Source organism: Cytobacillus firmus (assembly GCF_023612095.1).
Taxonomy (GTDB): Bacteria; Bacillota; Bacilli; order Bacillales; family Cytobacillaceae; genus Cytobacillus.
Window position 1 is genome coordinate 2,261,266 of the sequence record NZ_CP086235.1, and the last position, 20,793, is coordinate 2,282,058.

The window sequence follows — 20,793 nt, forward strand, 5'->3', positions numbered from 1 at the left end:
GGGGCAATCATGAATATTTTATTATGCTGTTCGGCTGGAATGTCTACAAGTCTCCTGGTGACAAAAATGGAGGCAAGTGCTAAAAGCCAGGGTATCGACTGTAAAATTTGGGCTGTTGGCAACGGGGAGGTTCGAAGGCATATTGATTCTGCAGATGTATTGCTGCTGGGACCGCAGATTCGGTTTATGACCGAGCAATTAAAGAAGGAAGCAGGAGGCCGAATTCCTGTAGCTCCCATAAATCCGATGCATTATGGCTTATGCAATGGCGAGGAAGTATTAAAGCAAGCTATTTCATTAATAAAGGGTGAATAGTGATGATGACGTTTATTGAGAAATATATCATGCCTTATGCTATGAAATTCGGCAATAACAGGCATTTGCTTGCTATCCGGGATGCTTTGATCGGGATGATCGCCATCACAATGGTAGGATCATTTGCTGTTCTGTTTAATAATTTGGGGGAAATCATTAAGCCATACGGCAGACTCATGGAAAGTATTTTCGGCGAATCTTGGAAAACACTTGGCGGAGATATCTGGTGGGGTACCTTTGCCTTCTTAACCATATTCGCCGTGTTTGGCATTTCCCACAGGCTTGCCAAATCGTATGGGGACGATGGTTTTGAGGCAATGCTGGTTGCCGCAGCCTGTTTCTTCCTCTTAGTTCCTCAAGTAGGCCAGGTGCCGGAAACAGAAGGTGTCTGGGGGTTCATTGGCTATGGATATTTTAACGCTACAGCTCTATTTACCGGGATTGTAGTAGCTCTTCTTGCAACTGAATTATTTATCCGTCTTACAAAGGTGAAAGCCTTTATTATCAAACTTCCGGATGGAGTTCCTCCTGCCGTTTCAGGGGCTTTTGCCAAACTGGTGCCGGGCATGCTGACGATTTTCGTATTTGGAGTGGCTGGTCTTCTGTTCAGAAAAATGACAGATGGGGAATTTTTGAATGACTGGCTGAATACAACACTTGTAGCACCATTGACAAATGCTGCCGATTCACTGCCATTTGCGATCCTTATTGTCTTTCTTGTCCACGGTTTTTGGTCGGTTGGCCTTCATGGTCCTAACATTCTTGGGGGTGTTACAACGCCATTATTTACATCTCTCGGAACCAAAAATACCGATTTATATGCTCAGGGAGTGACGGATCTGGATCAGTATGCCATTATGGCAGGCCCATTTCTGGATGCCTTCGTCTATCTGGGCGGCTCAGGAGCAACTCTTGGACTTATCATTTCCATGTTTATTGCAGGACGAAAGAGGCACAAGCAGCTGCTTGCATTGGGAACGCCGCCTGGAATTTTTCAAATCAATGAACCATTATTATTCGGACTTCCAATTGTGTTAAATCCAATCTGGCTGATTCCGTTTGTTTCTGCACCAGTCATCATGACGGTTGTGGCGTATCTGGCCATTAAATGGGGCCTGGTTTATCCGGTCGTAGTGGCAAGCATCCCTTGGGTAACACCGGCAGGAATTGGAGGCTACCTTGCGACAGGAGGACATGTCTCCGGTGCAGTGCTGGCACTTGTAAATTTAACGATTTCTATTGTGATTTATCTTCCATTTGTCTATATAACAGGAAAATTGGATGAAAAGAAGAAGAAGCAGGTGCAGCCGGAACAGTCACCAACAATTCAAGGTTAGGCGGGTTATAAATGGATAAAGAAAAGCTCTATCAAATCTCATTTCAGCTTATTCTGCACAGCGGGAATGCCCGAAGTCTTGCCATGGAATCCATCCGGGAAGCAAAGTCAGGAAAGCTCGAAGCCGCTGAAGTTAAAATCCGGGAAGCCGAGGAGGAGTTTGTGCTGGCACACAGACATCAAACGGAGTTAATTCAGGGAGAGGCTTCCGGGGCTCAATTCGATCTGCCCATCATTCTTGTCCATGCCCAGGATCATTTGATGAATGCATTGACTGTCAAAGATATGGCACAGGAATTCATCGACTTATACAAGAAATTAGACTAAGAGAGGTAACAGAATGGCACAGCAACCAGAAGGTATTAAAATAGCCGTGATTGGCGGAGGTTCAAGCTATACACCTGAATTAATCGAGGGCTTTATCAAAAGACAGCAGGAATTGCCTGTCAGGAAAATTTGGCTAGTGGATGTGGAGGAAGGACGAAATAAGCTGGAGATTGTCGGCCAATTAGCAAAGCGAATGGTAGAAAAAGCCGGAGTTCCTATTCAGATTCACCTCACTTTAAATAGGAAAGAAGCGCTTGAAAATGCCGATTTTGTTACAACCCAATTTCGTGTCGGTCTTCTGGATGCAAGAGCGAAAGACGAGAGAATTCCGCTGAAATATGGAGTCCTGGGCCAGGAAACCAATGGCCCGGGAGGATTCTTTAAGGCACTCAGAACCATTCCCGTCATAATGGAGATCTGCCGTGAAATGGAAGTATTGTGCCCTAATGCATGGCTCATCAATTTTACCAATCCCGCAGGAATCATTACAGAAGCAGTATTGCGATACAGCAATATCAAAAAAATAGTTGGTTTATGCAATGTGCCTATTGGGATGGAGATGGGGGCAGCTCAGTTATTGAATGTGGATCACAGCAGAGTAAGGATCGATTTTGCAGGACTCAATCACCTGGTCTACGGCCTTGATGTCTATGTTGATGGAGTAAGCGTTATGGATGAACTGCTGAAGAAGCTTACAGACAAAGAAAAATCAATCACCATGAAAAACATCCATGCTATGGGATGGGAGCCGGAATTCCTGCAGGCCTTAAATGTGCTTCCATGTCCTTACCATAATTATTATTATAAGACGCGCGAAATGGTAGAAGAAGAAATCAATGCCGCATCAGAAGGCGGAACCCGGGCTGAAGTGGTTAAAAAGCTGGAGGAAGAGCTATTCCAGTTATATCAGAATCCCAACCTTGCTGAAAAGCCTCCCCAGCTTGAAAAAAGGGGAGGGGCTTATTACAGTGATGCAGCATGCAGACTCATTCACTCGATTTATACAGATAAAAGGGATATACAGCCGGTTAACACCCGGAATAATGGTGCTATTGCTGGCCTTCCGTCAGATTCAGCCGTGGAAGTCAGCTGTATTATAACGAAAGACGGACCTAAGCCAATAGCGGTTGGGGAACTTCCAGTAGCAGTCAGAGGGCTGGTTCAATCCATTAAATCCTTTGAAAGGGTGACCATAGAAGCGGCCCTTACAGGTGATTACAATACTGCATTACTGGCACTGACAATCAATCCACTGGTGGGTTCAGACGTGATAGCGAAAAAAATTCTTGATGAAATGCTCGAAGCCCATCGTTCCTATTTGCCGCAATTTCAATAAAATTTGCAGGGCAGCATTATTTTCATGCTGCCTTGTTGTTTAGTAATCGGAGGAAAAAACCATGATAAACCTCATCGTCAATGCTGATGATTTCGGCTATAGCCCCGGCGTCAATTATGGGATTTTGCACAGCTATTTATATGGGATAGTCAATTCCGCCACTATGATGATGAATATGGCTGGAACGGAGCAGGCCCTTTCTATGGCTAAAAAATATCCGAGATTACGAACCGGCGTCCATTTAGTCCTCACATGCGGGAAGCCGTTATTATCAGATATAATTACTTTAACTAAAAAAGATGGATACTTCAGATCGCAGGGGGAGTTGGAGGGAATCTCTCTTGAAGAACTGGAGCGGGAGTGGTCTGCACAAATTGACCGGTTTATCGGGGCAGGTCTTACCCCTTCCCACCTGGATAGCCATCACCACGTTCATACACGGGATGAGTTTCTCCCAGTAGTACAATACCTGTCCAAAAAGTACGGTCTCCCTTTCAGAGTAAATGGCGATTTTGCGCTTGAAGGGGTCAAGAGCCATACGGACAGGTGCTTATTGGATTTTTACGGAGATGGCATTCAGGAAGACTATTTCATCACTCTTGCAGAAAAGGCTGAAGACGGGGAAACGGTGGAAGTCATGTGCCATCCGGCATTTGCAGATCAATTGCTGATGGAGGGTTCTTCTTATAATTTAATGCGTTTAAAGGAGCTCGATATACTCTGCACTGCAAAACTTCCGTCTAATATTAAGCTGATCTAATAAAAACCCAGTGTCAACAAGGGACACTGGGTTTTCAGTCAATTACTTCTTTATTTTCTTCATCTCATCTGCAACAAACTCAACGTCTGTTCCAACAATGATCTGCAGATTCGTCTTGCTTAATTTCATGATTCCTTTTGCACCATGTGCTTTCAGTGCGCTTTCCTTTACTTTTTCCATATCAGCAATGGTTAAGCGAAGGCGTGTTGCACAGTTATCAATAGAAGTAATGTTGTCAGTACCGCCAATATCTTTAATAAATTGGCTGGCCATAACTTCATACTTGTTGTTGCCGGTTGAGACATGTGCATCTTCATCTTCCACGATATCTTCGTCCTCTTCACGGCCAGGCGTTTTCAGGTCTAATGCTTTAATTAGGGCATAGAAGATAACGAAGTACAGAATAGCGTAGATGACGCCAATTCCCAATAGCAGCATCGGCTTTTCAGCGATATTAAAGTTCAGTGCAAAATCGAGCGCGCCTGCTGAGAATGTGAATCCATCTCGTATGCCAAGTAAGGATGTTACCCACATGGAAACCCCGGTTAAGATGGCATGCACTCCATATAATAGAGGTGCGATAAACATAAAGGAGAACTCAATCGGCTCTGTAATACCAGTCAGGAATGAAGTCAGTGCAAGACCGATGAACATTCCGGATACCGCTTTTCTTTTTTCAGGCTTAGCTGTTGCAATGATCGCAAATGCGGCAGCCGGAAGACCGAACATCATCACTGGGAAGAATCCAGTCATATAAGCGCCAGCTGATGGATCTCCTGCGAAGAAGCGGGCTATATCTCCATTAACTCCTTCAAATTCTCCGAACTGGAACCAGAATAAACTGTTCAATACATGATGCAGACCCAATGGAATTAAAAGACGGTTCATAAAGCCGAATATACCTGAACCCAAAGCCCCAAGGCCAATAATCCAATTGCCCAGTGCATCGATCGCACCCTGAATTGGAGGCCAGGCAAACCCTGCGATTGCAGCAAGCAAAATCATAGTTACGGATGTAATAATCGGAACAAAGCGGCGTCCGCTGAAGAATCCGAGCCAATCCGGAAGCTTGATATCATGGAACCGGTTATATAATAACCCGGCTATAATACCGGCAATAATACCGCCGAGTACTCCCATATTGATATTTTCATCGATGGCAATTGCACCCTCGGTCAGCACCAGAAAACCGATGGCACCGGAAAGGGCAGCAGCCCCATTATTATCCTTCGCAAATCCCATCGCAACCCCAATGGCAAAAATAAGTGCCAGGTTTGCGAAAATGGCATTGCCGGCATTGGCGATGAACGGAATACCCAATAAATCATCCTGTCCAAAGCGGAGCAAAAGACCAGCCGCAGGCAGGACGGCAATAGGAAGCATTAATGCCTTACCAATTCGTTGTAAGAATCCTAACATATTGATCTCTCCTTAATAAAAAATAATGAATAAGAAAGCGTTTTACTAAACTGTCGTAATCATACCAAAATATAAATATAGTTGTCTATACCATTTTCAAAAGAAAAAGTTATTACATTTTAAAATAAGGTTTTCTTTAGTGATTAAATTGGTATAGACAACTATACTTTGTGGTGGTACGATAAGAATTATAAATGGGTATAATTGATTCCAATATTTTGCCTTCATTAGTGCAAATATATACTTATTCAGCTTTTTTGCAGGGAGGAACTCATGATGGAGATCATCAAAGTAAACAACTATGAAGAAATGAGTAAAACCGCAGCGGAGTACATCATCAGGATGGTCCGCCAATTTCCAGAAGCGACGTTCGGATTGGCAACCGGGAGCACACCTGTGGGAACATATAAACGATTGATTGAAGATTATAAGGATAACGGGACATCATATAAAAAGGTTACTACCTTTAATTTGGATGAATATATCGGCCTTTCTGGAGAAAACCCGCAAAGCTACCGATATTTTATGGATTCTCAATTGTTTGACCATCTCGACATTCGTAAGGAAAATACTTTTGTCCCAAGCGGTACGGCCGGGGATTTGGAAGCAGAATGCAGAAATTATGAGAGTAAGCTTAAAAACCACGGCGGGATTGATCTGCAGATTTTGGGGATCGGCAATAATGGACACATTGGCTTTAATGAGCCTGGCACATCTTTTTCATCTAAAACTCATATCGTTGATTTAGCAGACTCAACTATTAAAGCCAATGCCAGGTTTTTTAATACGATTGAAGAGGTGCCGACCCAAGCCATTACCATGGGAATCGCTACGATCATGCAGAGCAGGGAGATTCTCCTGCTTGCTTCAGGTGAAGCAAAAGCCGATGCCATTGGGCAGCTTCTTGGAAATGGAGTTAATGAGCAGTTTCCTGCATCAGTATTAAGAAATCATCCGAATGTAAAAGTGATTGCAGACGAAGCAGCACTAAGCGCATCCAAAGTCAGGATATAAATGGGGTAGGAAATATGCTGGAGAAATATCTAAATGACATAAAAGAATTATTGTCACTGGTGGAAAAAGAAGAGGGACAAAAAATGAAGAAAGCAGCCCATGCAGTGGCTGAGTCTATCCAAAACAATGGAATTATACATGTGTTTGGCTGCGGGCATTCACATATGCTCGCCGAAGAGCTGTTTTACCGTGCAGGCGGTCTTGCTCCCATTAAACCCATTTTTGTTGAGGATTTAATGCTGCATAAGGGCGCAGTCCGTTCTTCTTCCTTGGAAAAAGAAAACAATTTTGCCGGAGGATTCATGGAAAATGCTGATATCCGGCCGAATGATATTGTGATTGTGGCTTCCACTTCAGGACGGAATCCAGTACCGGTGGATGTAGCTGAAATCTCTAAATCCAGGGGGGCATACGTGATTGGGATAACTTCCCCGCTCTATGCTGAAACGCAGTCCTCCCGCCATAATGATGGAAAGTATCTGTTTTCATCAGTGAACCTGGCGATTGACAACCATATCGAGCCAGGGGACGCATTAATGCAGCACCCAGCTTTGGGGATTAGCTTCGGCTCCGCCTCATCTATAATTGGCTTTGCGATTGTAAACAGCCTGATGGTGGAAGCAGTGGATGTGATGATTGAAAACGGGTTCGAACCGCCGATATTTAAAAGTGGAAATGTAGATGGAGCAGACCAGCATAACAGCGAGCTGGTGAAAAGATATAAATCCCGAATTCCGCTTCTGGAAGGATAACGGAATGGATTTTACAGAGGCAATTGAACAGAGTAGGCAGGCAATGATTCAAAGCATATATTCCAAGGGACTGACAGATGAAGAGACCTTGAAATTAAGCCAGGAGTTGGATAAGTTAATTATTGAATCACAGCGAATGAAACGAGAGGCCAATTTGCAAATAGATATGAAGAAATTGCAAATAAATAAGGTGATTTGCAAATAGCCTGGTCAAACCTGCAAATAAACTGGAAAACTTGCAAATAGAGTGGGAAGACCTGCAAATAAAAAGAAATTCTGAAGACCAGCAAGGACCAATTTGCAAATAGCCTGGGAAAACTTGCAAATAGACATAGAAAACCCGCAAATAAGCCATTCAAACTCGATAACGAAGCCAAATTCCAACACATAAAAACCGCTCAGGCTATCATACCTGAGCGGTTTTTCCGTCCTAAAGTGCATCCTTTATCACTTTTTTCGAATACATCACTGACAGTATTCCGAAAATCGAATAAAGCACGGTGTAAAGCACCATAACCAGGATCATCGGCATCCAAAGCTCACTGCCGAAGAAGAACCAGCCTGATTTTACGGCAAAGTAGCTGTGCAGAAGGCCGACCACCAGCGGAATTCCAAAGTTGAATGCCATTTTGGATCGAATTCCGCGCAGCAGGTCTCCCTGTGTGAAGCCAAGCTTTCTCAAGATCGTATAGTTTGGTTTTTCATCCTCACTCTGATCCATTTGTTTGAAATAGAGGATGCAGCCTGAAGTGACAAGGAAGGTCAAGCCGAGAAAGCCGACAATAAACATGACTAACCCCATATTCATTTTTTGACTTGTGCTCATCTCCAGCTGTGAATCGGCTCTGCCGCTGAACTCCATCTCTTTAAAAAGTGCATTGGCTGTCACCATATCGCTTTCATTCTTCAAATCCACCCCGATGAATAGCGAATTCTCCAGTTGGATTTCAGGATCAAGGTCAGCTTTCAGCTCTTCATACACCTTCTCATCCACAATGGCCACCGGCAGCCCGCCTGCTGTAAAATAAAACGGGATGACAAAGTCTTTATATAGCCCTATATAATTTTGTTTAATGGTATTTGTTTTTCCCTTGAAATCAAGTTTTCCTGAGTCCTTCAGCGTCATGAACTTCTGGAGTGCATCATTATATCCAGTAAGCACGGTTTCTTTAGGGGAAAGTTCCATGCCAGGTATGGACTTTTCGCTTACAACCGGCAAAAGCATGGTTGGCGAATCAAAATTCATTTCTTCCAGATTGACATCCAGAATGTCCTCCATATCAGCATTCACCTGCAATACCTCAATGCGTTGTTCCTTATAGCCTAATCCATTTTCTTCAAGCCTGTTCGCAAACTTATCTGCATCCTCCCGGCTTGTGAACGAAAAGTGGGAGGGGAGGCTATCCTGAGCTGATTTTTCCGCTGAGTAGTAGGAAATATAGCTTAAAGACAGCAGCCCGATTGCAAGGGCGGACACAGTTGTAATAATCGTTAAAAGCAGTGCACTCGACTTCATTCGGAACATGATGGAGGACAGTGAAAGTACTTCATTTACATTCAGGTATCCGTCCTTCTTATTGCGGATCAGGCTTGCGACAAAGCTGACAGATCCTTTGTAGAAAAGATAGGTTCCAATGATAACGGAAGCAAGGATGAAAACCATCGCCATAAACAACTGATTCATGGATGTGAAATCCCCGCCAAATAAAAGGGAAGAGATGTAATAGCCGGCAATGATCAGGGCTAAACCAAGAACGCCCAGGATCATTTCCCAAATGGACAGCTTTTTCACTTTTCCCTCGGCAACCGATACCACCCTGAATAAAGATAGAATGGTTTGCCTCTTGATAAATACAAAGTTCATAAGCATGATGAAAACATAAATTACCGTAAAGACGATGACAGTCTGCAAAAGCGCCTCACTTGAAAAATGCAAGGATGCTACTCCCTCAACACCTGTTAATTTAAAAAGAACCATTAGTATCAATTTTGAAACCGAAAAGCCGATAAAGATTCCAATGACCAAGGATCCAAAATACAAGGTAAGATTTTCCAGACTAAGCAGCCTGAAGATTTCATTCTTGGTCATTCCGATCAGCTGAAACAGCCCAATTTCCTTGCTCCGCCTTTTAATAAAAATAGTGTTGGCGTACAAAAGAAAGATAGAAACAATCGCAACAAGAAGGATGGAGGCTGTTTTGATCGCAGCCGCCCCTTTAATAGAGCCCTTTGCTTCAGTCATCGATGGGTCATATTGAAGGGTGACAAAGGCAAAATAGAGAGCAACACTGAAAATGAGCGCAAACACATAGAGATAATAATGTTTCAGATTCTTTTTCAGATTGCGGAGAATGATGGTATTAATGCTCATGCTGCACACCGCCCAAAACACCTTGTGTTTTCATAATATCCTTGAAAAAAGCCTGTCTTGATTGATCACCTTTATTAAGCTGCGTATAGATCTGGCCATCCTTGATAAAAATAACCCGGCTGCAGAAGCTGGCAGCCACCGGATCATGGGTGACCATGATAATCGTTGCTTTCCTTTTCTGATTTAAATCACTTAACTTATTTAATAAGTCTGAAGCTGATTTCGAATCGAGCGCACCTGTCGGCTCATCAGCGAAAATGATGCTTGGCTCATGAATATACGCACGAGCTGCAGAAGTGCGCTGCTTTTGCCCGCCGGAAATTTCATTCGGATATTTATCCTTTAACTCTAAAATACCAAGCTCAGCCGCCACCGCTGCAAACTTTTCATCGGCCTCTTTTTTTGGTGTTTTGCTGATGGAAAGCGGAAGAAGGATATTTTCCTTCACTGTCAAGGTATCAAGGAGATTATATTCCTGAAAGATAAATCCGAGATGCTTCTTGCGGAACTCAGCGAGCTGTTTTTCCTTCAGCCTTGTCATTTCCTTTCCTTCAATGTTGATTTCTCCGCCGCTTGCACTGTCAATAGACGAGAGCACATTGAGAAGTGTGGTCTTCCCTGAACCGGAAGCGCCCATAATGCTTACAAATTCACCGGTTTCAATCTTCAAATCAATTCCTTTTAATACTTCCTGCCTATTAAATTTATTGCCGTAGCTTTTATGAATTTTTTTGGCTTCAAGTACAGTCATGTGCAACCATCCTTTCTTTGATAGCTTTAGTATAGAAGGTTACATTTATGTAATTCCTTCGATTGAACGAACAAACAGCAAAAGCATGTGACATTTTTGTCACATGCCTGTTATGCTGTTGAAATCATTGCGGGTTGGGAAGACAAGTGTCATGATGGTGCCTTTGTTTAAAAAAGACTCCGCATGGATTTGTATTTTCAGCTGGTCTGCTGCTTTTTTGGCTAAATATAACCCCATGCCAGTTGCTGCGTTTTCATGATGATTGGCAGTAGAGGTGAATCCCTTCTCAAAGATCCACGGCAAATCTCTCGGATCAATGCCTCTGCCAAAATCCTGTATCCTCAAGGATATTTTACCGTCATGACTGGAGCATGAAATCAAAATGTCTGAGTCCTCACTATACTTTACAGCGTTAGTTAAAAGCTGGCGAATGATAAAGCTTAGCCATTTGGCGTCGCTCATGGCTTCCATTTCTTCCATTTCCATTTCAAAGCCAATGCCTTTTTGCATGCACCAGGACTGCAGAGATTTGATCTCACTAAATAGGATACCTTCAAGATTAACTATTTCAATATACAGGTCATTTTCCATAGAAGGAATCCGCTTTTGATGCAGCTGCTGATCCAGAAGAAGGTGGATGCGCAGCCATTCGTACGTCAGCGCGGATTTAAGGTTCTGATCCTCGATCCGGTCAATCATGAGATGCAAGGCAGTCAAGGGTGTTTTAACCTCATGAATCCAGGAGAGCAGTTCATCTTTTTCCTGCTCGAGCAGTGTCCAATTCCGGGTGTACTCCTGTTTAAACCGCTCGGTTTGGCTAACCAGGCCCGATTCTATTATTTTTTCAAAGGGACTTACAGACTCTGGTATGCTTGACAGATCTAAATTATCTTCCCGCTCGGCTACTTCTCTGTAAAATCGTGTTTCTTTTTGATAACGGAGAAAAATGAACCCAGTAAAAATAATGGCAGATAAAAAGGTGTAATAAAGGAAGGGCTTAAGGGATATGGCTGAATCGATATATACGACAAAGGCAGCAAGCACCTGAAGGAAACTGAACAACAGGATCCAGCTTAACCGCTCCCTGATATATTTCCTAAACATGCGGGGCTTCCTCTTCAATTGCCATATAACCCTGGCCGACCTTTGTTTCGATCCTGGTGCCAAGCCCAAGTTCTTCAAGCTTTTTCCTTAGTCTGTTAACATTCACGGTCAGAGTATTATCACTAATGAATCGCTTGTCATCCCATAGGCTATTAATAATCTCATCCCGGGTGACTATTTGATTTTTTCTTTCTATTAGAAGCTTTAAAATGTAAATTTCATTTTTCGTTAATTCTATGGAACCATTCTCATTTGTTACGGTATTCTTTTCGAAATCAACCGCCGCACCGCACCAGGTCTTCAGGTTATTTTGAACGGCACTATAGTTGTAGACACGTCTAAGGATTGCCTGTATTTTGGCAATCAGAACTTCGAAGTGAAAGGGCTTTTGGACAAAATCGTCCGCGCCAAGTTGCATGGACATGACCTGGTCTGAGGGGTGATCACGGGATGACAGAAAAATGATCGGCACATTCGAATGTGAACGGATCATCCGGCACCAATGAAACCCGTCGAACTTAGGAAGCTGGATATCAATAATGACCAAATCTGGCTGAATGCCGGCAAACTCCTTCATAACATCACTGAAATCCTGAATTCCATGAACTTCATAAGACCACTGGGAAAGCCGGTCTTTGATTTCAGTAAAAAGGGAGGCATCATCCTCAATTAAAAGCACTTTAAACAATTTGCTCACCACACTTTTGCATATTCCTTCCATTATTGTATAGGAAAAGCTGAAGGTGTGCCAGAACGATTCCGGGCTGTGGTAAAATAGGGTAAAAAGCAGGTTTTGAACATGGAAATCTTTCTTTTTATCCTTATTATTTTAATTGCATCTATTATGCAGACAAGCACGGGATTTGGCTTCTCAATCCTGGCCACACCGTTTTTGCTGATGCTTTTTGAGCCAAGAGAAGCCATTCAAATCAATTTGTTTTTATCTTTTAGTATTTCAGCTGCCTTATTTTCTAAAATCAAGAAGGATACAGACTTCGGAGTTTTGAAAAGGTTCGCAATTGGCAGTTCAGCCGGGCTGCCCATCGGTATTGCCATTTTTTTATTTTTGGACATTTCCCGGCTGAAGGTAGCTGTCAGTTTCATTATTTTGCTTTTAACACTCCTTTTGATGGCGAATTTCCGTGTGAAAGAAACAAGCCGGAGGGATTATTCAGTGGGCGGATTGTCAGGAATCATGACAACCAGCATTGGCATGCCCGGCCCGCCGCTTCTGTTGTATTTTTCAGGAACGGATACCGAAAAAGAGCGGCTTAGGGGAACCACTTTGGCTTTTTACTTGTTTATCTACTCGGCCAGTCTGGTAGTTCAGATCATCTTTGCAGGAACCAATAAGACGATTTGGCTTTCAAGCTTGTATGCTTTGCCCCTGGTGCTGCTGGGTCTATATCTGGGACAAATTTTATTTGTCAAAATCAATCAGCGGTTTTTTAAGTTTTTTACATATATTATATTGTTTTTTACAGGGATTTACCTGCTGGCTGCGAGTGTAAGGTAGAATGCGGGGACGCAATTAAAGACGGGGCTAATAAAAGTGCTAATTAGTATTAATTGAACCATGAAAAGGGTGTCTGATCTTGAATAAAAAAATGATTTATTGGATTCTGTGCTTCCTGTTTTCATTCCTTGGTTTTTACCTTATAGAACATGTATTTACGGTAAAGCCCCATGTGGTTTCCGGCAATGGAAATTTAGGCATCCTCATAATTTTTCTTTTTACACCTGTCTTTATTTCCAGTTGGGTTTATACTTTTAAACGGGCAAAAGCAACACTATTGAAAAATAACAAAATTGCTATAGGACTTTTGCTGCTTTCGCTTGCTGTCAGTGCTTTGCTGATGATCGGAATTTATGATTACACAAGTGAACTGATCATGGCTCTTGGAGGAAAACCGGATAACCCGGAATCAAGAATTTACCGTTTTGGCTGGTTCAATCAATACACTAATAGTCTTTATTTTAATGTTTATACCTTTTTCTTATCGCAAATCGCAGCAGTGGTTTTTGGTATTTTTTCAGCTATGAGGAGCTCAAAGCTATATTAATATTTTAAAAACTGATTTTGGCACAGTGGAAAAAGGCTATCCATTTGGGGTAATTTAAAAAGCCTTTTGTACCGCAGAGTTATAAGGTTAACGAGTCTTTTATACTATTAGTACACGAAGATATACCGTGTTTTAGATACAAAGCTATGAAATTTAACAGGCCCTTCCCATTAAATTCCCCCAATTTACATCTCTCAGGCCCGGCCCTACAATTAATTTTATGAAAAGTTAAAAAATTTATTTTTCCATATGGAGGAAAGGGCGGGAGAGAGATGAAGGCGAAAAAAGGGGTACCCTATAAGGTGCTGACTTCTGCATTGGCAGCAGCCTTATTATTTGGGGGAACCGTATCGGCACAAGGAGATCAGGATGATCAGATCCAGGCTCCAAGTGTAGAAGAAATTGTTAAGCAGGGACAAAAAATATTTTTGGATCAGCAATATCAGGCTGGATCACAGGCAGTGGACAAGCTTGGGTATACAGATTTGCAAGAAAAAGGATTAGTGGCGCCTTATAAGCCAAATGAAATTCTGCGTGTAATCGTTGAGGTCGAACAGCCGGCAGATACAGAGAAAACAAAGCAAAGCAAAAAAAGTAAAATGAAAGCAAAACAGGACGAAGTCATTTCAACGCTCTCCAGGAAAAAATCCTTCAAGAAAGTGAAGCATCGCTTCTATGAGGGATTTAATGGGTTTAGCTTAGATACAGAGTTTCGTAATGTAAAAGAAATTCAGGCAATACCTGGTGTCACAAACGTACATATTGCGAGAACCTTCCAGCCATCCATGGGGGCCAGCAAGGAGTTAGTGCAGGCGCAAAAGGTCTGGGAGCGGCATGGCTATGAAGGAGAAGGGCTGCTTGTTGCAGTAGTTGATTCCGGATTGGATTATACACACCAGGATATGACATTGACGGATGATGGGAAAGATAAGCAGAAATGGTCGGAGCAAGGAATACAGGGAAAACTCACTGAAACGGCTATAAATGACGTCTGGTATAGTGACAAAGTGCCGACAGGCTATGACTGGGCAGATGAGGATACGGATGTCATTCCCCGCGGGCAGTATGGAAGCCCGCATGGCATGCATGTCGCCGGTACTGTAGGTGCCAATGGAGATGAAGATAATGATGGAGTTAAGGGGATTGCTCCCGGTGTTCAGCTCCTGGCAGAAAAAGTCTTTTCTGATAACGGCGGGGGAGCTTATGAAGATGATATTATTGCCGGAATTGAACATGCTGTCACAATGGGGGCTGATGTCATTAACATGAGTCTTGGATCTGATGCCGGCTTTGTTGGAGAAGAAAATGATCCGATCCAAAAGTCAATCCGGGAAGCAACTGAGCAGGGTACCCTGGTAGTAGTAGCTGGAGGCAATTCCTCTTACAGTACTAAAAATAATATTTTGGAGTCCTCTGCTAAGCCATATGCGGAAAATCCGGATATTGGCACAGTCGGGGAACCTTCTGTCAGCCCGTTTGCGCTATCTGTTGCTTCCTATGAAAATAGTAAATTGTATAGGAACGTCCTTTCGGATGAAAATGGTTTCAAGCTTCCATACCAGGATCAGACCCATGTGGATTTAAAGCTTTCAAAGGTATTAACTCCTGGTGAGAGCTATGAATTTGTGTATGTGGGGGAAGGCAAAAGAGAAGATTTTACAGGCATAGATGTAGCAGGCAAAATTGTTATAGCAAAGCCAACACTTAACTATTTTTCCTATACACATGTACAATCTGAAGCCGAAAAAAATGGAGCCAAGGCAGTTATCCTTGTTCCGCCGCCTGAAAAAGGGGACTATTCTTTCTTGTATTTTAGTCCATACTTTATCCCTGCAGCAACAACAGGCAAAGAGGCAGGAGAGGCCTTAATTTCCAAGCTTACAAAGGGACAAACAGTAAAAATGCAGATGAGCAAAGGGATTTGGCTGGAAAATGCGGAAAAGGATAATATGTCAGACTTTTCATCGTTTGGAACACCGCACACGCTGGATTTCAAACCTGAGCTATCCGCACCTGGCGGCGGAATTTATTCGACTGTTCCCGGCAATGAATATGAAATCATGAGCGGAACATCCATGGCAGCACCTCATGTTGCAGGAGGGTCAGCACTGCTGCTTCAGGCACTATATGAAAAAGGATTAAAACAATCAAAAGAAACGGCGCTTAAAGCGAAAATTGCTTTAATGAATACGTCAAAAGTCGTACGGGATCCGCGTGCAAATAACCAGGTTCCATACTCACCGCGCGTTCAGGGTTCCGGCATGATGCAAATACAAAATGCGATCAAAACACCTGTACTTGTTACAAATAAAAATGCTCCTTTGGAACAGGCTGGAGCCGTTGCTCTTAAGGAGATCAACGGTAAAGCACACTTCAAACTGAATGTCGAAGCACTTCGTGATGCTGATGTGAAAGATCTTGAATATCAAGTGTACGTTGATGTTTTAACAGATGAAACAGAAACAAAAGAGTTTGATTTGGACAACGACGGTAAATTAGACTCTAAAGAATATTTAACGATGACAAGCAAGAGAATTTCAGGGGCTGCTGCCATCGTTAACGGTGATAAAGTAACGGAATTCAAAGGAAAAAAGCTGAAAATTAAGCCAGGACAAAATAAGAGTTTGGATGTACAGATTCAATTGCCGAAAAACTTAAAGAAGGGCTCATTTGTAGAAGGCTTTGTCCGTCTTGTGCCATCCGGGAAAAATAGCGAAGCAGCTGTTCCGCTAACGGTGCCTTATATGGGTTACTATGGAGAATGGGACAAGCCTCAAAACCTGGACCCAGCTGCCTGGGAAAAAGATGCATTCCTTGGGTACACCATTCTTTGGAACGATGAAGGGGCACGATTTCCAATGGGATATGACCCATATACCGGAACCTTTAATATGGACCGCATTGTGATTTCCCCTAATGCTGCTTTGCCGGGTGTTTTCCCATCTTTTACAGCTCTTCGCAATTTACAAAAGACAGAAATGTATGTTGAGAATGATAAAGGTGAAGTGATCAATTATTTAGGTGACTTCAGTGAATATACCGGCAAGCCATGGAAGTTCCGAAAAAATATTATGGCACTTGGGGATAATATGATTTACGGATATTTATGGGATGTTAAGAATCAAAACGGGCAATTCGTTGAGGATGGAACCTATCAGTATGTAATCAAAACAACACTTGATTACAAGGATGCCAAACCGCAGGAAGTAAGGCTTCCGGTTCACGTAGATTCAGTTGCACCAGTCGTCTCGGATATTCAGGTACAGCCAAAGGACGGCCAATATGAGATTTCCTTCAAGTCTGAAGATAACGAGGGGGAAGCGGCTATAATGGGGCCATCATCTGGTATAACGGCAAGTATATGCCGCTCGAGCCTGGAAAAACGTCAGCCCTTGTAAAAGAAGAACCGAAAAGCATTGTCGTTTTGGGTGTCGACCATGCCTTAAACCATAGCTATGCTGTATGGGGGGATCCTTCCTATATTCATGAAAGCATGCTGGTGAGCTACTTCAGTGTTTATCCTAATAAAAATGTGAATGCAAACACACCTGCCGGGATCAATGCATTTGCAAACAACCGCTTAAACTGGAAGGTGTACGTTAAAGATGAAGCAGGAAACATTGTTGACACCTTTAATGTAGAAAATGAACTTGAAATTCACTTAAAGTGGACTCCTGATGCTGATCTTCCGGATGGGACTTACACGATTAGTGCGGATGTATCAAATAAACAGGGCTTTAAAGTAAGCACTAGCCCTCAGACTGTTACAGTTGTTCAGAAATAAATGAATAAAAGCCATGGACAGCGGGTTAAAGGGTTTCGTTTTCGGGTGCTTTATTGATAAATGGCAAAAAGAATGACGTGTGAAATTGGCACACGTCATTTTCCTTATTTTTTAGGGTTTTTAGCCTCTTTCATCATTTTTGAAATAGCAATTGACATTATATTTTATATGGACAATAAGTATTGTACCCTTAAAATGCAGGCCAAAATAGCTGTCGGTTTCAATGCCGCTTTGGCTGCCGGCAATATCCTTATCCCAGTGTCCATTCATCACCATGTGTACAAATATATCCTTTTTAGTGGTGACTATCCTCCAACTGTAATCCATTTACAAGCAGGTAAATAGCTATGAAAATCTAACAAATCAGGAGTAATCGGGTGTGTACGCTTCTGTAGAGAGAGGTTAGTTGAAAAAACATGTGTTAAAATATGGTAAAGAGAAATAAGTATTGATTAGGTTAGTAAAAGGGGATGTTTTTGAAATAGTTACACCTAAGGTATAGGATTATTTCAGTATGTTCATAAGGATGAAACAATGGGTCAATTAATCCGTATCATTCCCAGCCTAAATGAAAAAGGGTATATCTAATGTCGGAGTCAACAAAGGGAGTTAAGTTACTCCCCGTGCAAACTAATTTGAATTATAGGTCAATTTTTTATAATCTACTGAGATCAATAACCTTTCAATAATATGGCATACTTCTTTAATTAGAATATTTAAAACTGAGTCCAAAAGACCATACCAAGCCTTATACCTGAATCACTTTTTGGATTTACTATTTTCATGCAATTTATACCTTCCAGAGTAAACAATGTTCACATCAACATCTACGTTGCGAAGAGAATCTTGGTTTAAAACGAGTTGGTTCTTTCCTGTGGCAATGTGCTTCCATTGATGTGGATGTTGGCGATATAATGTTTCACCCAAGTTGTAAATATCTATCCCCTTATTAAACGCGGTTTGATACGTATTACGGATTTGCTCTTCTATTGTTTTTTGAGCAATTTGTTTGAGCTTATGTTCTGTAAGGTCAGTGTGTAATTCATTGATTCCGGCTTTCACACTCACAGATATATCGAAAAACACTTTGTCCAATTTAACAATGGGGGTCACTTCAAACTTGGGTTTTTCGGCGACAAGAATAGCAGCAAGCTTTTCTTCGGCAAAAAGATTAAGAGGAACTCGGATGGTGTGAGTACTTAGCCAAGGCAATCCAGACAAATCCTCGAGATCCATTCGACCATAATAATTGTCCTGATCATATATATGTATACCTGAATATTTAAGCAACTCTTTGGGTTTATTACTTTCCTGCCACTGACCTCTGCGAATCGATAATTCAGGTATATAACTAGTCCTGGGCTTTTCGTTTGAGTCTAATACAAATTGTTTCAGGCGGATCGGAGTAAGGATGGATCGCTGTCTATAATTTTGTTCGGGATTGTGAAGAATCGATGCTTTCGGAGACAATCTAAAAAAGGGTGTAGCCAGAAGAATTTCTTCTATAGGCTCTCTTGTACTGAAAAGCCAAGATATGTACCTTATTTCACGATAACGATTGATTAATTCCAGCACTTCCCCTACTTTGTTTTCTTTTATCATTCTCTCGCTAAACAAGATAGCAGAGACTTGTCCAAAGTTTAGGCGCTGTTGTGATGTACTATACAAATCATTTACGGCATCAGTAAATGAAGCACCCTGACCTTTGCCCACCCAAACCGGGGGCTGTTCCTCTTTTTGCTGTCCCTCCAGCTTTGCCACTGTCGTGAAATCTAGTAATTGCACAAAAACTGTATATTTGTCATTGATATAGTCAATACCAACAGCAGTTGCATAGTTCATGTTCTGTACTTCATATCTGCTCCAACATCCGGTAAGGTTGAGGAGAAGAAGAAAAACAAAAATACTTTTATATCCCCGCATTTTTACCTATCCCCTTGATTTGTAGAATCTTTAGTATTTAACATATCTGGGCGAGATTTTCTCCATTGCCAAGGTAATCTAATTAATGCATTGGCTAAGTCTTTATAAGGCGGTGAAATCGGAGCCAAGTAAGGCAAACCGCATGAACGTAAAGATGCTAAATGGCTGATCAAAATAAATAATCCAAGGAAGAACCCGTAGATCCCCAGGATGGAAGACAGCGCGAAAATGAAGAAGCGTAAAAGGCTAATCGTTCCAGCCAATGACTGGTTTGATAAAGTTGAACCAAACACTTGCGTAATGGCTCCGATGACAACAATACCAGGGGATAGGAATCCTGCACGAATAGCCGCATCACCCAGAATAAGTCCGCCTACAACGGTTACGGTGCTGCCGACTGCAGAAGGCAATCGGATACCAGCTTCTCGCAGGATTTCTAAGAAGACAAGTCCAATAAACATTTCCACTACTACATCAAACGGAATTCCCAATCGGTTAACGCCTAATATCGCAAGTAGATAATAGGGTAGTTGATCTTGATGATAGGCAAGAATACCAACCCAAAATCCAGGAAGTAGAAGTGAAACGGACAATCCTAATAAACGAAGAAATTGACCAAAAGTTGCCGATAATGCAGTATGATGGATATCTTCTGGAGTTTTCACGATTAGGAACAAATTGGCAGGTGCGATTAAAGCAGCGGGTGTACCATCCACAATCAACGCCACACGACCATTTAGCATACAGTTAACGGTAAAGTCTGGTCTTCCTGTATACCCCATTAAAGGAAACAAGGTTTTTGTCGGTTCCATTAATTCTTCTAGATGAGTGGCACTGAAAGCCCCGTCAACTTGAATTTTATCTAATTTATTCCTTATAGTTTGAACAATTTTTGGTTCAACAATGTCACGCATATATAGAATCGCAATGGTTGTTTTTGTGCGAACGCCTACTTTTTTAGTTTCATAAACCATGCTGTTTGATTTGATACGTTTCCGAATTAATGCCACATTGACTCCCAATTCTTCTACAAATCCATCTTTTGGTCCCCTTACTGAAACCTCAATGCTGGATTCTTCCGGATTTCGTGACGGTTTTTTAGAGATATCGAGGGAGAACAAGATTTGTAAGCTAGGAATAAACAATAGTAGTTTACCTTCATAGATATCTGTTTCGGCCGTTTGCTCCCACTCTTCAGGATTGACTAATTCTAATTGTAATTGACTCGATTCGGCAATTTCCTTATGATGTTGAAATCCATAGTTTTCGTAAAATCGGGTCAAATGAGGGAGCGCTGTCTCATGAATGAACGTTTGGTTGTCACTTAAGCCCTCACAATAAATCAATAGGACTCTCGAATGTTCATCATTAGGTATTAATTTGTAAAAATGATGCTTTACATCTTGACTCATTTTAAAGTGTTGGATCAATGATTGTTCATTAAGAGGTAACCCTGTTGCCTCTGGATTAGTTGATGACCTTTTGCCATTTACTCTCTTATTTCTTAATATTTTCATCATCTGCTGTTACCCCTTTTA

At 42.0% G+C, this 20,793-nt stretch carries 20 protein-coding genes; 13 read left to right on the forward strand and 7 right to left on the reverse strand.

The annotated features are described in order from the left end of the window. Positions 1-9: 9 nt before the first annotated feature. From LLY41_RS11490 to chbG, 5 genes are all read left to right on the forward strand, one after another. On the forward strand, positions 10-315 hold the full coding sequence (locus tag LLY41_RS11490; RefSeq protein ID WP_095243034.1) for a PTS sugar transporter subunit IIB: 306 nt from the start codon (positions 10-12) through the stop codon (positions 313-315). A 2-nt stretch (positions 316-317) separates the two neighbouring features. Further along, positions 318-1,652: a PTS sugar transporter subunit IIC gene (locus LLY41_RS11495; protein WP_095243033.1), complete on the forward strand. Its 1,335-nt coding sequence runs from the start codon at positions 318-320 to the stop codon at positions 1,650-1,652. 11 nt (positions 1,653-1,663) lie between these two features. Beyond that, the gene (locus tag LLY41_RS11500; RefSeq protein WP_304585417.1) at positions 1,664-1,978 is read left to right on the forward strand and encodes a PTS sugar transporter subunit IIA; all 315 of its coding nucleotides are present in this window, start codon (positions 1,664-1,666) and stop codon (positions 1,976-1,978) included. A gap of 13 nt (positions 1,979-1,991) precedes the next feature. Continuing rightward, positions 1,992-3,314, forward strand: coding sequence for a 6-phospho-beta-glucosidase (locus tag LLY41_RS11505; RefSeq protein ID WP_304585418.1), 1,323 nt, complete (start codon positions 1,992-1,994; stop codon positions 3,312-3,314). Between the two features lie 61 nt (positions 3,315-3,375). Next, positions 3,376-4,074 (forward strand): chitin disaccharide deacetylase, encoded by a 699-nt coding sequence (gene chbG / locus LLY41_RS11510; protein ID WP_095243030.1) that lies wholly within the window; start codon positions 3,376-3,378, stop codon positions 4,072-4,074. Positions 4,075-4,116: 42 nt separating this feature from the next. Here chbG and nagE read toward each other — a convergent pair whose 3' ends face one another. Then, the gene (gene nagE, locus LLY41_RS11515; RefSeq protein WP_304585419.1) at positions 4,117-5,493 is read right to left on the reverse strand and encodes an N-acetylglucosamine-specific PTS transporter subunit IIBC; all 1,377 of its coding nucleotides are present in this window, start codon (positions 5,491-5,493) and stop codon (positions 4,117-4,119) included. A 276-nt stretch (positions 5,494-5,769) separates the two neighbouring features. Here nagE and nagB point away from each other — a divergent pair, with 276 nt between their 5' ends. Genes nagB through LLY41_RS11530 form a run of 3 tightly spaced genes read left to right on the forward strand, consistent with a single transcriptional unit; the run spans position 5,770 to position 7,464 of the window. After that, positions 5,770-6,507, forward strand: a complete 738-nt coding sequence (gene nagB, locus LLY41_RS11520; RefSeq protein WP_304588033.1) for a glucosamine-6-phosphate deaminase — start codon at positions 5,770-5,772, stop codon at positions 6,505-6,507. Positions 6,508-6,521: 14 nt separating this feature from the next. After that, positions 6,522-7,259, forward strand: a complete 738-nt coding sequence (locus tag LLY41_RS11525) for an SIS domain-containing protein (RefSeq protein ID WP_304585420.1) — start codon at positions 6,522-6,524, stop codon at positions 7,257-7,259. Between the two features lie 4 nt (positions 7,260-7,263). Then, entirely contained in the window at positions 7,264-7,464 is a 201-nt protein-coding gene (locus tag LLY41_RS11530; RefSeq protein ID WP_142301760.1) for an aspartyl-phosphate phosphatase Spo0E family protein, read from the forward strand. A gap of 225 nt (positions 7,465-7,689) precedes the next feature. Here the strand turns inward: LLY41_RS11530 and LLY41_RS11535 are convergent, their stop codons facing one another. The 4 genes from LLY41_RS11535 to LLY41_RS11550 all read right to left on the reverse strand — a co-directional run bounded on the left by LLY41_RS11535 (position 7,690) and on the right by LLY41_RS11550 (position 12,173). Continuing rightward, the gene (locus LLY41_RS11535; RefSeq protein WP_304585421.1) at positions 7,690-9,630 is read right to left on the reverse strand and encodes an ABC transporter permease; all 1,941 of its coding nucleotides are present in this window, start codon (positions 9,628-9,630) and stop codon (positions 7,690-7,692) included. After that, positions 9,620-10,381: an ABC transporter ATP-binding protein gene (locus LLY41_RS11540; protein ID WP_095243024.1), complete on the reverse strand. Its 762-nt coding sequence runs from the start codon at positions 10,379-10,381 to the stop codon at positions 9,620-9,622. The genes LLY41_RS11535 and LLY41_RS11540 overlap by 11 nt, the downstream gene beginning before the upstream one ends. 99 nt (positions 10,382-10,480) lie before the next feature. Then, complete coding sequence (locus LLY41_RS11545) at positions 10,481-11,485, reverse strand: sensor histidine kinase (protein ID WP_304585422.1); 1,005 nt, start codon at positions 11,483-11,485, stop codon at positions 10,481-10,483. Beyond that, on the reverse strand, positions 11,478-12,173 hold the full coding sequence (locus tag LLY41_RS11550; protein ID WP_304585423.1) for a response regulator transcription factor: 696 nt from the start codon (positions 12,171-12,173) through the stop codon (positions 11,478-11,480). Before LLY41_RS11550 ends, LLY41_RS11545 begins: the two co-directional genes overlap by 8 nt. Before the next feature lie 111 nt (positions 12,174-12,284). On the opposite strand from LLY41_RS11550, the gene LLY41_RS11555 reads away from it, so the two are divergent. The 5 genes from LLY41_RS11555 (at position 12,285) to LLY41_RS11575 (ending at position 17,677) form a co-directional block, all read left to right on the forward strand. After that, positions 12,285-13,001, forward strand: coding sequence for a sulfite exporter TauE/SafE family protein (locus tag LLY41_RS11555; RefSeq protein ID WP_304585424.1), 717 nt, complete (start codon positions 12,285-12,287; stop codon positions 12,999-13,001). Between the two features lie 79 nt (positions 13,002-13,080). Beyond that, positions 13,081-13,548: a hypothetical protein gene (locus tag LLY41_RS11560; protein ID WP_304585425.1), complete on the forward strand. Its 468-nt coding sequence runs from the start codon at positions 13,081-13,083 to the stop codon at positions 13,546-13,548. Positions 13,549-13,820: 272 nt separating this feature from the next. Next, complete coding sequence (locus LLY41_RS11565) at positions 13,821-16,946, forward strand: S8 family serine peptidase (protein WP_304585426.1); 3,126 nt, start codon at positions 13,821-13,823, stop codon at positions 16,944-16,946. Further along, positions 16,910-17,332 carry a hypothetical protein gene (locus tag LLY41_RS11570; RefSeq protein ID WP_304585427.1) on the forward strand — a complete coding sequence of 141 codons (423 nt, stop codon included), beginning with the start codon at positions 16,910-16,912 and terminating at the stop codon, positions 17,330-17,332. The genes LLY41_RS11565 and LLY41_RS11570 overlap by 37 nt, the downstream gene beginning before the upstream one ends. A 60-nt stretch (positions 17,333-17,392) precedes the next feature. Next, positions 17,393-17,677: a hypothetical protein gene (locus LLY41_RS11575; protein WP_251282925.1), complete on the forward strand. Its 285-nt coding sequence runs from the start codon at positions 17,393-17,395 to the stop codon at positions 17,675-17,677. A gap of 414 nt (positions 17,678-18,091) precedes the next feature. Here the strand turns inward: LLY41_RS11575 and LLY41_RS11580 are convergent, their stop codons facing one another. Then, a complete protein-coding gene (locus tag LLY41_RS11580) occupies positions 18,092-19,255 on the reverse strand; it encodes a Ger(x)C family spore germination protein (RefSeq protein ID WP_159867726.1) in 1,164 nt (387 codons plus the stop codon). 2 nt (positions 19,256-19,257) lie between these two features. After that, complete coding sequence (locus LLY41_RS11585; RefSeq protein WP_304585428.1) at positions 19,258-20,775, reverse strand: spore germination protein; 1,518 nt, start codon at positions 20,773-20,775, stop codon at positions 19,258-19,260. Positions 20,776-20,793 lie beyond the last annotated feature (18 nt).